Annotated in this window: 14 protein-coding genes and 1 pseudogene; 1 reads left to right on the forward strand and 14 read right to left on the reverse strand. The window is 67.5% G+C overall.

What is annotated here, in order from left to right; genetic code table 11:
• The 3 genes from QOI01_RS29290 to QOI01_RS29300 form a co-directional block, all read right to left on the reverse strand.
• A partial coding sequence (locus tag QOI01_RS29290) for a phosphoenolpyruvate carboxylase (protein WP_526386651.1) occupies window positions 1-716 on the reverse strand: 716 nt, incomplete at its 3' end.
• Window positions 717-819: 103 nt separating this feature from the next.
• Window positions 820-1,245, reverse strand: coding sequence for a hypothetical protein (locus QOI01_RS29295; RefSeq protein ID WP_526386652.1), 426 nt, complete (start codon window positions 1,243-1,245; stop codon window positions 820-822).
• 50 nt (window positions 1,246-1,295) lie between these two features.
• Window positions 1,296-1,886, reverse strand: a complete 591-nt coding sequence (locus QOI01_RS29300) for an MspA family porin (protein ID WP_526386663.1) — start codon at window positions 1,884-1,886, stop codon at window positions 1,296-1,298.
• A 489-nt stretch (window positions 1,887-2,375) separates the two neighbouring features.
• Here QOI01_RS29300 and QOI01_RS29305 point away from each other — a divergent pair, with 489 nt between their 5' ends.
• A complete protein-coding gene (locus tag QOI01_RS29305) occupies window positions 2,376-3,008 on the forward strand; it encodes a hypothetical protein (RefSeq protein ID WP_526386664.1) in 633 nt (210 codons plus the stop codon).
• Window positions 3,009-3,235: 227 nt separating this feature from the next.
• Here the strand turns inward: QOI01_RS29305 and QOI01_RS29310 are convergent.
• The 11 genes and pseudogenes from QOI01_RS29310 to uvrC form a co-directional block, all read right to left on the reverse strand.
• Window positions 3,236-3,541: pseudogene (locus QOI01_RS29310) on the reverse strand (class I SAM-dependent methyltransferase); the annotation flags it as partial.
• An 84-nt stretch (window positions 3,542-3,625) separates the two neighbouring features.
• The gene (gene secG, locus QOI01_RS29315; protein WP_526386653.1) at window positions 3,626-3,862 is read right to left on the reverse strand and encodes a preprotein translocase subunit SecG; all 237 of its coding nucleotides are present in this window, start codon (window positions 3,860-3,862) and stop codon (window positions 3,626-3,628) included.
• A gap of 30 nt (window positions 3,863-3,892) precedes the next feature.
• Window positions 3,893-4,678 carry a triose-phosphate isomerase gene (gene tpiA, locus QOI01_RS29320; RefSeq protein WP_526386654.1) on the reverse strand — a complete coding sequence of 262 codons (786 nt, stop codon included), beginning with the start codon at window positions 4,676-4,678 and terminating at the stop codon, window positions 3,893-3,895.
• A gap of 17 nt (window positions 4,679-4,695) precedes the next feature.
• Window positions 4,696-5,925: a phosphoglycerate kinase gene (locus tag QOI01_RS29325; RefSeq protein ID WP_526386655.1), complete on the reverse strand. Its 1,230-nt coding sequence runs from the start codon at window positions 5,923-5,925 to the stop codon at window positions 4,696-4,698.
• Window positions 5,926-5,935: 10 nt separating this feature from the next.
• Window positions 5,936-6,958 (reverse strand): type I glyceraldehyde-3-phosphate dehydrogenase, encoded by a 1,023-nt coding sequence (gene gap, locus QOI01_RS29330; RefSeq protein WP_526386656.1) that lies wholly within the window; start codon window positions 6,956-6,958, stop codon window positions 5,936-5,938.
• Between the two features lie 95 nt (window positions 6,959-7,053).
• The gene (locus QOI01_RS29335) at window positions 7,054-7,770 is read right to left on the reverse strand and encodes an ABC transporter substrate-binding protein (protein ID WP_526386657.1); all 717 of its coding nucleotides are present in this window, start codon (window positions 7,768-7,770) and stop codon (window positions 7,054-7,056) included.
• A gap of 9 nt (window positions 7,771-7,779) precedes the next feature.
• Window positions 7,780-9,183, reverse strand: coding sequence for a DUF222 domain-containing protein (locus tag QOI01_RS29340; RefSeq protein WP_526386658.1), 1,404 nt, complete (start codon window positions 9,181-9,183; stop codon window positions 7,780-7,782).
• An 87-nt stretch (window positions 9,184-9,270) separates the two neighbouring features.
• Window positions 9,271-10,254 carry a DNA-binding protein WhiA gene (gene whiA, locus QOI01_RS29345; protein WP_526386659.1) on the reverse strand — a complete coding sequence of 328 codons (984 nt, stop codon included), beginning with the start codon at window positions 10,252-10,254 and terminating at the stop codon, window positions 9,271-9,273.
• Window positions 10,255-10,261: 7 nt separating this feature from the next.
• Window positions 10,262-11,263, reverse strand: a complete 1,002-nt coding sequence (yvcK, locus tag QOI01_RS29350) for a uridine diphosphate-N-acetylglucosamine-binding protein YvcK (protein WP_526386660.1) — start codon at window positions 11,261-11,263, stop codon at window positions 10,262-10,264.
• Window positions 11,260-12,168 carry an RNase adapter RapZ gene (gene rapZ / locus QOI01_RS29355; protein WP_526386661.1) on the reverse strand — a complete coding sequence of 303 codons (909 nt, stop codon included), beginning with the start codon at window positions 12,166-12,168 and terminating at the stop codon, window positions 11,260-11,262. Before rapZ ends, yvcK begins: the two co-directional genes overlap by 4 nt.
• An 88-nt stretch (window positions 12,169-12,256) precedes the next feature.
• The coding region (uvrC, locus tag QOI01_RS29360; RefSeq protein ID WP_526386662.1) for an excinuclease ABC subunit UvrC at window positions 12,257-13,287 on the reverse strand (1,031 nt) is incomplete at its 5' end.

The raw sequence follows: 13,287 nt of genomic DNA on the forward strand, positions 1-13,287 counted from the left end.
ACCTCGAAGAACGCGGCGGGGTAGTAACGCAACCCGGTCTCGATCTCGTCCTGAATCTTTAACCGGGACAACCGAATCAACGCCGTCTGCCAGAGCGTGAGGATGTTTCGACGTAGTTCGAGGTCGATGCTGCGGCCTTCGTCGGTGCGCGTGTGGCCGCGCATGCGAAGCCGCATCAGTCCGGTGATGCGGTGCTGGGTGTCGAAGACCGTCCGGCGCCGCGTCTCGGTGGGGTGCGCGGTGATCACCGGCGACACCAGGGCGCCGGTGAGGGCGTCTGCGACGGTCGCGAAGTCCAGTTCGGCGGACTCCAGCTTCAGGTAGGTCGCGGCCAGGCTGCTGTTCTGCGGTGGCTCCCCCGCCGCGACGTGCACGGCACGCCGTCGTTCCCGGTGGATGTCCTCGGCGACGTTGGCGAGCAGCGCGAAGTGCGTAAACGCCCGGATGACCGGGATGGCCTGACTGATGTCGATGCCGTCGAACAGACCTGCGAGATCGGCCCGGTCGATCTCGGAGCGCCGCACCTGGAAGGACTCGACGCGTGCGCGCTCCACCAGGTCGAATACCGCATCGCCGTTCTGCTCGCGCACCGTGTCACCAAGAATCGCGCCGAGCAGGCGGATGTCCTCGCGCATCGGTTCGGTCGCCTCACGGCCTACCTGGGTTCGTCGCACCGAGCCGGAGGGCGCGAGAGTGGTATCGGAAGCGTCGGCCATGGTTTCAAGTATCGACGTACCGCGAACCGGCCGCAGAACGAGCCCCGCCGACGCAGTCCGGGCAAAGTCTCGAGATGGCCGCTCCGATGGAGCGTGGGAGCGCCTAAGGGGTCGACGACGTCGGCGTCGCCGACGACGACGGCGTCACGATCACGCTCGGGGCCGGTCCGGTGACCGGGGCGCCCACCGGCACGATCGGGGTAGGCGGCGTGGACGACGAAGACTCGTGCTTCGTCCCGACCCCGTGCGTCGGCGCCTGCTGCCCGTCGGGCATGACGATGGGTGTCGACGTGTCGCCCCCTCCGCCGCCACCTGCACTGTCGCCGGAGTCGGAACTCTGTGACGGTGGCCAGTCCACACTCGTCGGGGGCCAACTCTCCCCACTCCCCGAACCGGACGTGTCCCCGGGAGGCGGGCAACCGGAACCCGCTCCGAAGTCACCGGCCCCCGAGCAGTCAGCCCACGCGACGGCCGCCGGTATCACCGCGATCCACCCCGTGAACAGCCAGGCCGAGAAGGCCGCGACCATCACCCACCGGCGGCAGATCCGTCGTCGGCGAGGCGAAATCCGAAGCGACCTCACAGCGACAGGATGTCGCCGTAGGCGTTGACGCTGTCGTCGGACTTGTCCGTATCGATCATCGCCGAGACGAAGAACCGGACGGATACCGCTCCACCGCAGGCATCGACCTTGACGTGCGCATCGTGGACGACGATCTCGCCGGTTCGCCCCTTGAGCGCCTTCTTGCCGAGCCCCACGTTGGTGATCGTCCCTGGGAGCAGGTTGATCGAAACGTTGCCGTCGAGGTCCGCGTAGGGGCCGACGTCGCTGAGCGGATCGCCGCCGCTAAGGCCAGGGCTAACCCCGATGTCTGCGTCCCCTCCCACACTCCCGCCTTCGCTGAGGTCGATCTGACAGCCCAGTTGGAGGCCGAACACGAGGGTGCCCGAGTTCACGGCGACGCCACCGTGGCCGTCGATGGTCGCGGCGGCCTTTCCGGTGACGAAGCCCTCTCTGGTGAAGGCCGTGGCGGCCATGTTCGGCACGGAATTGATGGTCATTCGCGTGAGTGAGGCGCTCAGATGCCAGCCGTCGTCGGTGTCGGCGGACTGGGTCACGTCCGCAACGGGCACCGGATCTGCCGCGGCCACGCCCCCACCGACACACAGCAGCGCCCCGGCGAGGGCACCGGCACGGAGAAGTCTGAGCACGAACCCGCCTTACGTGAGGGAGTCGAAGGGGAATGGTGCCCAGGCTCGGGGCACCGCGCCGATGGTAGAAGTCGGTGCTGAGTGGTTCCTGGCATCTGCATGTGCAACGCGCCCTTCGCGATCTACGGCAGGATCGGCGGTGTCACGCACGCCGCGACGATCGAGGCCCTCGGCATCACGGCAGCGGCCATGTCGGGGCGCGGACGTGAAACCCGAACGCCTCAACCAGATCCCGGTACTCGGCACCGTCTACGACGGGCGCTGGTTCCCGGCCGTCGAGCCGTGACCGGTGACAGCGGCGCAGTCGCCGGGTAACGTCGGCCCCGGCGTCCAGGGCGCCTCCGGTCCGCGGAAAGGGGCTCAGCCCTCCTGGCACGAGCACGGATCAGGCCTATCCTCCTTTCGGCCCGACGCAGCGGACCCCGGGTGCGACGAAGGGAGGCCGTGATGGCCCCGTCCCTGCCCAACAAACCCTCCCTCGAACGCTTCCGCCGCGACGCCCGTCGGCTCCAACGCGCAGCGCGAGAAGGTGACGCGGAGGCGCTCGCACTGCTCTCCCGCCATCACCCCGCCGGAGCGCCCGTCGACCCAGCCGGGTTCGCGCTGACGGCGGCCCAGCACGTGGTGGCCCGTGCCGTCGGCTTCAGTAGTTGGCCGCGTCTACAGGCTTACCTGCACACGGCTGACCAACTCCGGAGCGACCCCACGATCGACGCCGGCGACGACCCACCGGCGAGCTTCCTCTCGCTGGCCTGCCTCACCTACTCCCATGGCGACGGTCCCCACCGGTGGTCGGCAGCCAGCGAGGTTCTGGACGCCCACCCGGATCTGCCGGAGCGCAGCCTGTTCGTCGCCGCAACGGTCGGTGACCCGGAGGCTGTGCGCGCACATCTCGACAACCGGCCGGACGGCGTCCGCGACAAGGGCGGCCCATTCGGGTGGACTGCGCTCTTCCACCTCGCCGCTTCGCGGGTGCCCCAGCGAGACCCGTTGACGACCGCGCTGATCCTTCTCGATGCCGGTTCAGACCCGAACGCGGATACCTCTGGCTCGGTCTGCCGACCCCGTTCACCGTGCTGACCCTGTGCTTCGGCGAGGGTGAGGCCGGCCCTGGACGACAACCCCGGCACCGCGCCGGCGAGGATCTGGCCCGGGTGTTGCTGTCGCGCGGCGCGGACCCGAACGATGCCCAGACGTTGTACAACCGGATGTTCGGCAGGGACGACGGCCACCTGCGAATCCTGTTGGAGCGGCGTCGGAATTTCGTGCAAGCCATAGCAGGACAGGGCCGCGTCGTAGGAGTCGTCGTCGAACGGCAGGTCACCGGCGTCGGCCTCGACGAAGCTCACGCCCGCAAGTTCGGCCGCCGCCGCCCGGCGCCGACCGAACGCCAGCGATTCCGCCGAGACGTCAAGGACGTCGACGCGGGCACCCGGCCACTTCTTCGAAACCAGTCTCGCCAGGTAGCCGGTGCCGCCACAAACCTCGAGAATCCGGCTGTCACCCGCGCCGACGCGTTCTGCCACGGCCTGATGCGGGTGCCCGGGTAGCCAGGGGTTGACGACATCCAGTAAAGGACCACCGACGGCGAACTTGACTCGATCGGCCACCATCGTGCCGAGGGCAACTACACAGAAGGCCGAGGGCAACTACACAGAAGAACGAAGTGGGAGCAACCCACCAATGCAGTTCGTGAGTTAAGCGCCGTACTTGATCTGCAGGGCGACCGCGATGATGGAGACGAGCCAGATGCCGGTGAGGAAGTAGGTCAGTCGGTCGAGGTTCTTCTCGACGACCGTGGATCCGGAGAGGCTGGATTGCACGCCGCCACCGAACAGGGTCGACAGGCCACCACCCTTGGCCCGATGCAGAAGCACCAACAGGATCACCAGGACGCTGGTGACGACGAGGGTGATCTGCAGAGCGAAAATCATGAGCGCCAGAATACCGGTCGACGCGCCTGATTAAGGAATCGGCCCACCTGCGGCGATTGCGGAGAGGATGGCGAACTGCTCGCCGTCCAGGGATGCGCCGCCGACGAGAGCCCCGTCGACGTCCGGCTGCCCGACGATCTCCCCTACGTTCTTCGCGCTCACCGAGCCGCCGTAGAGAACCCGGACCGTGTCGGCGATGGCGGGCGTTGTCAGCTCACCGAGCTCGGTGCGAATCGCGGCGCACACCTCCTGCGCGTCGGCGGCACTGGCGACCCGGCCGGTGCCGATAGCCCACACCGGTTCGTAGGCGATGACGACCGTGCCGATCTGCTCGGCCGTCAGCCCAGCCAGCGAGCCCTTGAGTTGGTTGATGTTGTAGGCGACGTGGTCGCCCGCCTCACGAATCTCGAGGCCCTCGCCGATGCACACGATCGGGGTCAAACCGTGCTTCAGCGCGGCGGCGGCCTTCTCGGCGACCAGCGCATCGTTCTCGTCGTGATAGGTGCGCCGCTCGGAGTGTCCAACCACGGCGAACGTGCATCCGAGCTTGGCCAGGAAGGCCCCGCTGATCTCGCCCGTGTAGGCGCCGGAGTCGTGCTTGGACACGTCCTGGGCGCCGTACGTGAGCCTCAGCTTGTCGCCGTCGACGAGGGTCTGCACGCTGCGCAGGTCCGTGAACGGCGGGATGACCGTCACGTCGACCTTGTCGAAGTACTTCTCCGGCAACGAGAATGCGATCTTCTGCACCAGGGCGATGGCCTCGAAGTGGTTGAGGTTCATCTTCCAGTTGCCGGCGATCAGCGGCTTGCGGGACACAGGTGCTCCTCTGGTGCTCAGGGATAGTCGAGTACGTGTATACCCGGCAGCGTCTTGCCTTCGAGGTATTCCAGCGAAGCCCCGCCACCGGTCGAGATGTGCGAGAAGCCGTCCTCGGGCAGACCGAGCTGGCGCACCGCGGCGGCTGAGTCGCCGCCACCGACGACGCTGAACGCGCCCTTGGCCGTTGCGCCGATGACGGCCTCTGCGACGCCCTTGGTGCCCGCGGCGAAGGCCGGGAACTCGAACACGCCCATGGGGCCGTTCCAGAAGACGGTCTTGGCGTTGGACAGCAGCGCCGTGAACCGCTTCACCGACTCGGGGCCGATGTCCAGACCGATCTTGCCGTCGGGAATCTTGTCGGCGGCCACCGTCTCCGGTGGCGAGTCGGCGGCGAACTTCTCCGCGACGACGATGTCCACCGGCAGGTGGATGACGTCACCGTAGTCCTCCAGCAGCTTGCGGCAGGTGTCGATCATCTCCGGCTGCAGCAGCGAGGCGCCCACCGAAACCCCTTGGGCGGCAAGGAAGGTGAAGCACATGCCGCCGCCGATGATGATGCTGTCGGCCTTGGTGGCCAGGTTCTCGATGACAGCCAGTTTGTCGGACACCTTCGAGCCGCCGAGCACCACCGCGTACGGTCGCTCAGTCGAACTGGTCAGCTGCTCGAGCACCTTCACCTCGGCGGCCACCAATGTGCCTGCGTAGTGCGGCAGCAACGTCGCGACGTCGTACACGGACGCCTGCTTGCGGTGCACCACGCCGAAGCCGTCGGACACGAACGACCCGGCGGAGCCGTCGGCGCCGCCGACGAGTTCGGCCAACTCCTTGGCCAAGGCGAGCCGCTCGCCGTCGTCTTTGCTGGTCTCCCGCGGGTCGAATCGGATGTTCTCGACCATCAGCACGTCGCCGTCGGTCAGACCCTCGGCGCGCGCCAACGCGTCGGAGCCCACCACGTCACTGGCCAACTGGACGTGCCTGCCGAGCTGCGCACCAAGCGCGGCCGCGACGGGTGCCAACGAGTACTTGGGGTCGGGCCCGCCCTTCGGCCTTCCGAGGTGGGCGGTGACGACGACCTTCGCGCCGGCGTCGGACAACGTCTGCAGGGTGGGCACGGAGGCGAGGATCCGGCCCGGATCGGTGATGTTGCCCTCGTCGTCGAGAGGCACGTTCAGGTCGGAGCGCACCAATACGCCTCTACCCTCGACGCCTTCAGCCAGCAGATCCTCAAGTGATTTGATCGACACGGCTATCCGGTCAGAGCGACTTGCCGACCAGCGCGACCAGGTCAACGAGGCGGTTGGAGTAACCCCACTCGTTGTCGTACCAGGAGACGACCTTGGCCTGGTTGTCGATCACCTTGGTCAGACCCGAGTCGAAGATCGAGCTGTGCGGGTCGGTGACGATGTCACTCGACACGATCGGCGCGTCGTAGTACTTGAGGATGCCCTTGAGCTTGCCATCGGCGGCGGCCTTGAAGACGGAGTTGATCTCGTCGGCGGTGCCGGACTTGGCGAGATCGACCGTCAGGTCGGTGACCGAGCCGGTGGGGATCGGCACACGCAGCGCGTAACCGTCGAGTTTGCCCTTCAGCTCGGGCAGCACCAGGCCGATGGCCTTCGCGGCACCGGTGGAGGTCGGCACGATGTTCAGTGCGGCGGCGCGGGCGCGACGCAGGTCGCTGTGTGGGCCGTCCTGGAGGTTCTGGTCCTGCGTGTAGGCGTGGATGGTCGTCATCAGGCCCTTGACGATGCCGAACTCGTCGTTGAGGACCTTCGCCAGCGGGCCGAGGCAGTTCGTGGTGCACGAAGCGTTGGAGATGATGTTCTGGCTGCCGTCGTACTTGTCGTCGTTGACGCCGATGACGATCGTGATGTCCGGATCGGTGGCAGGTGCGGAGATGATGACCTTCTTGGCGCCCGCATCGAGGTGACCCTTGGCCTTGGCGGCGTTGGTGAAGATGCCGGTCGACTCGACGACGACGTCGACGCCAAGGTCACCCCATGGCAGCTCTGACGGGCCGGCCTTGATCTCGAGCGCCTTGATCTTGGTGTCGCCAACCACGATGGTGTCGTCGCCTTCGAGGCTGACGTCGTACGGAAGTCGCCCGAGGATCGAGTCGAACTTCAGCAGATGCGCCAGCGTGGCGTTGTCGGTTAGGTCGTTGACCGCGATGATCTCGATGTCGGCGTTCTTGCCGAGGGCCTTCTGCGCGTCCAGGGCCCTGAAGAAGTTGCGGCCGATTCGACCGAAGCCGTTGACGCCTACCCGAATCGTCACTGTCTGTGCTCCTTAGATCTCGAACTTCGGCGATTTACCCGGTCACATTGCTCGGGGTCAGCCTAGTGGTGCGGCGATCGCGGCGCGAAGGCTGGTCAGTGGGCGGCCAGGCTCTGGTCGCGGTAGGGGTTGCCGAGCCATTTGCGTCGTAATCGCTGCAGGGTGCCGTCGGCTTCGAGTTCTGTCTGCGCGCCTGCGATCCGCTCCAATAGCGAGCCGTCGCCCAGTGCGACGGCGATCGCGATCTCCTCTCGCGAGAGCCCGCGCTGCACCACCTGGACGTCCTGGACTTCCCTGATGAGTTCGGTGAGCACCGGCGCGAGCTTCATGAAGGCGTCGCAGCCACCGGTGGTGAGGTCTGACAGGTCGGCTCGGATGCTGCCGTACTCGTAGACGTGGACTGCCCCCGCCTTGCCTTGGGCCACAAGGCGTTCGGCGATCGGCTGGCTGGTGTTGCCCTGCTGGACGCCGATCGTCAGGCCGGCGAGGTCGTCGATCGACCGCACCCGTGGGAACCGTTCGATGTCGACCGCAAGCGATTGTCCGGAGACCAGGTACGGCGGTGCGAACGGGGCCAGGCGCTCCCGGTCGGGGGTCACGGTGGTGCCCGCGATCACGCAGTCATATGCGCCCGCCGTCAAGGCGTCGAAGATGCCGTCGAAGTCGGATCCCCGGTAGGCGATGAGACTCACCGACGAGCCCAACGCCACCCCGATTGCGTCGACCAGGTCGACGTCCAGTCCGCCGTGGTCATCTCCCATCCCGTTGAACGGTGGGTCGGGGTACGCCACGCCGAATCTCAGGGTCGTCATGCCCCAAACCTAGATGGGTTCGTCGTCGTCCTCATCGAGGAGTTGGTCGTCGTGGTGGATGCGGTTGACCTCGGGCGGGTCACCATCAACGGCCCACGCCAAGCGGCCGTCTTCGGTGACGGTGGTGGTGGCATGGCCGTCGGTGACGAGTTTGTGGTCGGGTCCGCACCCGAAGAACAGATGATCGGCATCGGTGCGGCCGTCGGGGTCCCAGTCGGGAACATGGTGCACCTCGGAGTGATAACCGGGTTCGACGCAGTCCGGCCGGGTGCAACCCTTGTCGCGCGCATGGCAGATGATGCGCTGATCGATAGTGGCGATGCGCTTGCTGCGTCCCAGGTACAGCGGACGAGCGCTGTGGTCCTCGAAGATGGCGAGGTAGTGAATGCTGTTGGCCGCCATCCGGATCAGGTCGCGCATCGGCAGAGATGACCCGCCGCCGGTTCGTGCCGGGGCCGGCATCGAAACGCTCGAATCGAAACTCGCGTGGATCGCTTGATTTAACTCGGCCAGCGTAGTGGTCACGATGACGGTCACCGGGATCCCGCGGTGGGTGCCCAACGACCCAGACTCGATGCCGGTGCGCAGCCCCCAGGCAAGAGCGTCGTGCAGCCGCTGCGAGGGGGTCCGCGTGTCGGTCGATGCGTCGACTACCGCGGACTCGGCGCCTGGCATGTGGTGGCCCGGGCGTACTGCCGCTCCGACCGCCTCGATGTATGCGCGACTCTCCGGGGTCACCCACCCCGAGAGCCGACTCATCCCATCCGGTCCCTGCTTGCTCAGCGTCAGTCCCCGTCGATTGGCGCGATCTTGATCGTCGAACATTCCGTCGGGGTTCACCGTGTCTGCGATCCGGCGCCCGACCACGGCAACGAAGGCCGCATCCTGCTCGCGCGAATGCCGAACGAGCGTGCGCTCCGCCCGACCCTTGTGCGCGGCCGCCGCCTGCGGCAGCACGTCGATCGCCTTGCAGACCTCGCGGATGTGGTCCTCTCCGACGTCACCGGCATCGATCGCCTTCGAAAGCGTTGGCAGCTCGGGCGGTAAGGGCGCTCCGGTCAGCGAGCGCCGCGCCCGGATCCGCGCCGCCAGCTTGGCGCGTCGGCGCACCTCCGAGGGAACGATCCGCAGCCGACGGCACAGCAGATCGCGCACCTTCACCCCGGCGGGCAGCGCAGGATCTTCCGCTCCGTCGGGCGGATCCACGATCTCCCCGACGGTGCGATAGGACAATCCCATCACCGTGCGGAGCTGCCGTTCCAACCGCTCAGCCATCTCGACGCGAAAGGCATTGCCCACCAATTCCGTTGACGTTGCCCGCAGCCGCTCTAGTGCCACATCGATCGCGTCGAGGTCCGCATCCACCCGCGCCCGCGCCGCGTCGGCGGTGAGGAATGGGCGGGCGGGCGACATGCCTCAACCATATTCGCACAAATGTTCGAGTGCGAGGCGTCGATCGCAATCTGTGGATGAATCACCGACTGTGGATAACTCGGTGCGCTACGCATCGTCGAGCAGGTCTGGCGTCACCGCCGATTCGGTGTCGGGGATGCCATCATGCTTGGCCTTGCGGTCGGCCATCGACAGAAGGCGCCGGATGCGGCCCGCCACAGCGTCTTTCGTCATAGGCGGCTCCGCGAGCCGGCCGAGCTCCTCCAGCGACGCCTGCCGGTGCTCGACTCGAAGCCTTCCCGCCGCCGACAGATGGCCGGGCACCGAGTCGCCGAGGATGTTCAGTGCGCGTTCAACGCGGGCCGCGGCTGCGACCGCCGCCCGCGCCGATCGTCGCAGGTTCGCGTCGTCGAAGTTCGCGAGACGGTTCGCCGTGGCGCGTACCTCGCGACGGAGCCGACGCTCCTCCCACGTGAGCCGGGTGTCCTGAGCCCCCATCCGCGTCAGGAGCGCACCGATCGCCTCCCCGTCGCGCACGACGACCCGGTCACTGCCCCGCACCTCGCGCGCCTTGGCGCTGACGCCCAGCCGCCGGGCCGCACCGACCAGCGCCAGTGCCGCCTCCGGGCCAGGGCAACTGATCTCCAACGACGACGAGCGACCGGGCTCGGTCAACGAGCCGTGTGCCAAAAATGCTCCGCGCCAGGCGGCTTCGGCATCGCCGACGCTGCCACCGACCACCTGAGCGGGCAAACCGCGGACCGGCCGTCCGCGCAGGTCCAGCAGTCCGGTCTGTCGGGCCAGGGCCTCGCCATCCTGCGCCACTCGCACCACGTAACGGGTGCCCTTGCGCAGGCCGCCGGCCGTCATCACGTGCACCACTGCGTTATAGCCGTACAGGTCGTGGATGTCCTTGCGCAGGCGCCTGGCGATGACCCCGAGGTCCACCTCCGCCTCAACGACCACCCGTCCCGCGACGATGTGCAGTCCGCCGGCGAATCGCAACAGGGCGGCGACCTCCGCGCGCCGTGCGCTGACCGAGTTGATCACGAGTCGGCTGAGCTCGTCCTTGACCTCGGCTGTCATCGCCACGAAATCGTCACCTCTCGTCGACCGACCGCGCGGCGGGAGTCGGAACCGTCGGCGTCGCGGGTGCCCTACCGCGCAGCCGCACCCGCTCAAGCGCCGCAGCCAACTTGGCTGGGTCATGTAATGGTGTACCAGGTCTGGATACGTCAGCAAACTCGACCTGAGCCTCCAGGCTGGCGGCCGTCCGCCGCAGCTGATCGCGTTCCCGTTCGCTGGGAACGCTGACAGCGTCGACGACGATGTCGTGCACGGTGAATCCTGGCGCGTGCTGCGCCAAGACGTGAAGGTGGCGTTCGGCAGAGAATCCCGCCGTCTCACCAGGCTCGGCGACCAAGTTGAGCACCAGGGCGCGGCGGGCGTCCGTCGCTTGGAGCGCCGCCACCAGCTGCGGAACCAGAACGTGCGGGATGACGCTGGTGAACCACGAACCAGGGCCGAGCACGACGAGGTCGGCGGCCATGATCGCGTCGACCGCCTGCCGGGTCGCCGGTGGATTGCCGGGGAGCAGGCGCACCCTGCGGACCTTCCCGACGGTGGTGGCGACCGCGACCTGACCCCTGATGACCCGGCTCATCCGCGGATCGGATTCGAGCCCGGCCACGTCCGCCTCGATCTGCAGTGCGATCGGGCACATCGGCAGAACGCGCCCCTTGAGGTCGAGGATGCGGCCGAGTTCGTCAAGGGCCGCGACGGGATCGGCAAGCACTTCGTTGAGTCCGGCGAGTAGCAGATTCCCGATCGGATGGCCGGCCAGGGCCCCGCTGCCACCGAATCTGTGCTGCACGATGGTGGCCCACAGGTGGCCATGCGGACTGTCGGATGCCAACGCCGCCAATGCCATTCGCAGGTCTCCCGGTGGCACGACGTCGAGTTCGCTGCGCAGACGGCCCGACGACCCGCCGTCGTCGGCGACGGTCACCACCGCCGTTACGTGCGGAGTGAGTCGCCTCGCCGCCGACAGCGTGGCGTACAGCCCGTGGCCGCCTCCGAGCGCGACGATGCGTGAATTCATTCGCGACCCAGATCCCGGTGCAGCACCCGTACCGTGAGGTCGTCGTCACCGTGCAGTCGCTCCGCGAGGGCCTCGGCGATCGCGACGCTGCGATGCTTGCCACCCGTACATCCGATGGCGACGGTCATGTAGCGCTTTCCCTCCCTGCGGTATCCGTCGATGACGACGTCCAGCAGTCGATGGTAGGTGTCGATGAAGTCCACCGCCCCCGGTTGGCCGAGGACGTAGTCACGTACCGCCGGGTGCTGCCCGGTGTGTGGCCGCAACTCGTCGACCCAGTGCGGGTTCGGCAGGAAGCGGACGTCCATCACCGTGTCGGCATCCATCGGCAACCCGTACTTGTAGCCGAAGCTTTCCACCGTGACGTTGGTGTACGCGACGGTCTCGGCGGCGAACGCGCGCTCGATGGTCTCGCGGAGCGCGGGCACCGGCAACGACGACGTGTCGATCACCAGGTCCGCTGCGGCTCGGATCGGCGCAAGCATGATGCGCTCGGCGGAAATGCCCTCGGCCAGAGTCTGATTGCCCTGCAGCGGATGGCTGCGGCGATTCTGTTCGTACCGCCGGACCAGGATGTCGTCGGAGGCCTCGAGGAAGAGCACGCGTGGTGTGACGTTGCGGGTGGCCAGGTCGTGCCGAACCCACTCGAGATCTCCGGTGAATCCGCGCGAGCGCACGTCCATCACGACTGCCAGCTGGGTGATCCGCGAGCCCGCCGCGAGACCGAGCTCGACCATCCGGGCAATCAACTCCGGCGGCAGGTTGTCGGCGACGTACCAGCCCAGGTCCTCCAGAACCTTGGCGGCCGTCCCCCGGCCTGCGCCGGACAGCCCAGTGACGAGGACGACGTCTATGCCGGCGGCCGACTGGTCGTCGGCATGGCCGTCCCGCAGATCCTCCGTCATGCCTCGACTTCCCGCTCGCTCCGGTCCTCGCTCGTACCTCGCTGCGATCCTCACTCACGATCGTCTTCGGTACCCATCCCCGCGCCCGTCATCCCGACACCTCGTCCTTGATCGTAGGCACCCCGAGTGCCTCAAGGACGGCGTTCGCGGTGGCTACTCCGATTCCCGGCACCGCGGTGATCTCCTCGACGCTGGCATCCTTGAGCCGGGCGACCGAACCGAAGTGTGTGACGAGTGCCTTTCGCCGGTGCTCGCCCAGACCCCGAACGGAGTCCAGTGCCGACGTGGTCATGCGCTTCGACCGCTTGCTGCGGTGGTAGCTGATCGCGAAGCGGTGCGCCTCGTCGCGCACGCGCTGCAGCAGGTAGAGCCCGTCGCTGTTGCGCGGGAGAATTATCGGATCCGCCGCCACTCCTGATTCTGCGGGCACCCAGACCTCCTCGAGCCGCTTGGCCAGCCCGATCACGGCCACGTCGGTCACACCGAGGTCGTCGAGGACCGCTGCGGCGGCGTTCACCTGTGGCGCGCCGCCATCCACGACGAACAGGTTCGGCGGGTACGCGAAGCGGCGCGGACGAGCGCTCGCGCGAGGACCATCCCCGACGTTGGCGTCCTCCGTCAAAGGGGCCTGCGCATCCGCCACGTGCCGGGCGAACCGCCGACGCGTCACCTCGGCGATGGATGCCACGTCGTCGGAGCGTCCGTCGCCCGCCGCCTCGCGGATGGCGTAGTGCCGGTAGTCCGACTTGCGCGGAAGCCCGTCCTCGAACACCACCAGCGAGGCCACCACGTCAGTGCCCTGGACGTGGCTGATGTCCACGCATTCGATGCGCAGCGGTGCGTCGCTCAACCCGAGGAAGTCCTGAATGCTCTGCAACGCTTCGGATCTGGCGTTGAAGTCACCGGCACGCTTTAGTTTGTGCTGCGCCAACTGGTCCTGCGCATTGCGGTGCACCGTCTCGGCGAGGGCCCGCTTGTCACCGCGGGCGGGCACTCGCAGATTGACGTTCGACCCGCGCAGGCCGCTGAGCCACGCGGCGAGCTCATCGGCGTTGTCCGGCATCACCGGAACCAGGACCTGCCTCGGTACCAGGTTGGTGGCGTCGTCGGCGGCGCCGC

The sequence above is a fragment of the Mycobacterium sp. genome, from assembly GCF_032162605.1.
GTDB lineage: Bacteria > Actinomycetota > Actinomycetes > Mycobacteriales > Mycobacteriaceae > Mycobacterium.

Excerpts from the sequence above, each read along its gene's own strand:
- QOI01_RS29295 (WP_526386652.1), bottom strand. The coding sequence starts at position 1,245 with ATGGTCGCGGCCTTCTCGGCCTGGCTGTTCACGGGGTGGATCGCGGTG.
- QOI01_RS29305 (WP_526386664.1), top strand. The coding sequence starts at position 2,376 with ATGGCCCCGTCCCTGCCCAACAAACCCTCCCTCGAACGCTTCCGCCGC.
- secG (WP_526386653.1), bottom strand. The coding sequence starts at position 3,862 with ATGATTTTCGCTCTGCAGATCACCCTCGTCGTCACCAGCGTCCTGGTG.
- QOI01_RS29335 (WP_526386657.1), bottom strand. The coding sequence starts at position 7,770 with ATGACGACCCTGAGATTCGGCGTGGCGTACCCCGACCCACCGTTCAAC.
- QOI01_RS29340 (WP_526386658.1), bottom strand. The coding sequence starts at position 9,183 with ATGTCGCCCGCCCGCCCATTCCTCACCGCCGACGCGGCGCGGGCGCGG.
- yvcK (WP_526386660.1), bottom strand. The coding sequence starts at position 11,263 with ATGAATTCACGCATCGTCGCGCTCGGAGGCGGCCACGGGCTGTACGCC.
- rapZ (WP_526386661.1), bottom strand. The coding sequence starts at position 12,168 with ATGACGGAGGATCTGCGGGACGGCCATGCCGACGACCAGTCGGCCGCC.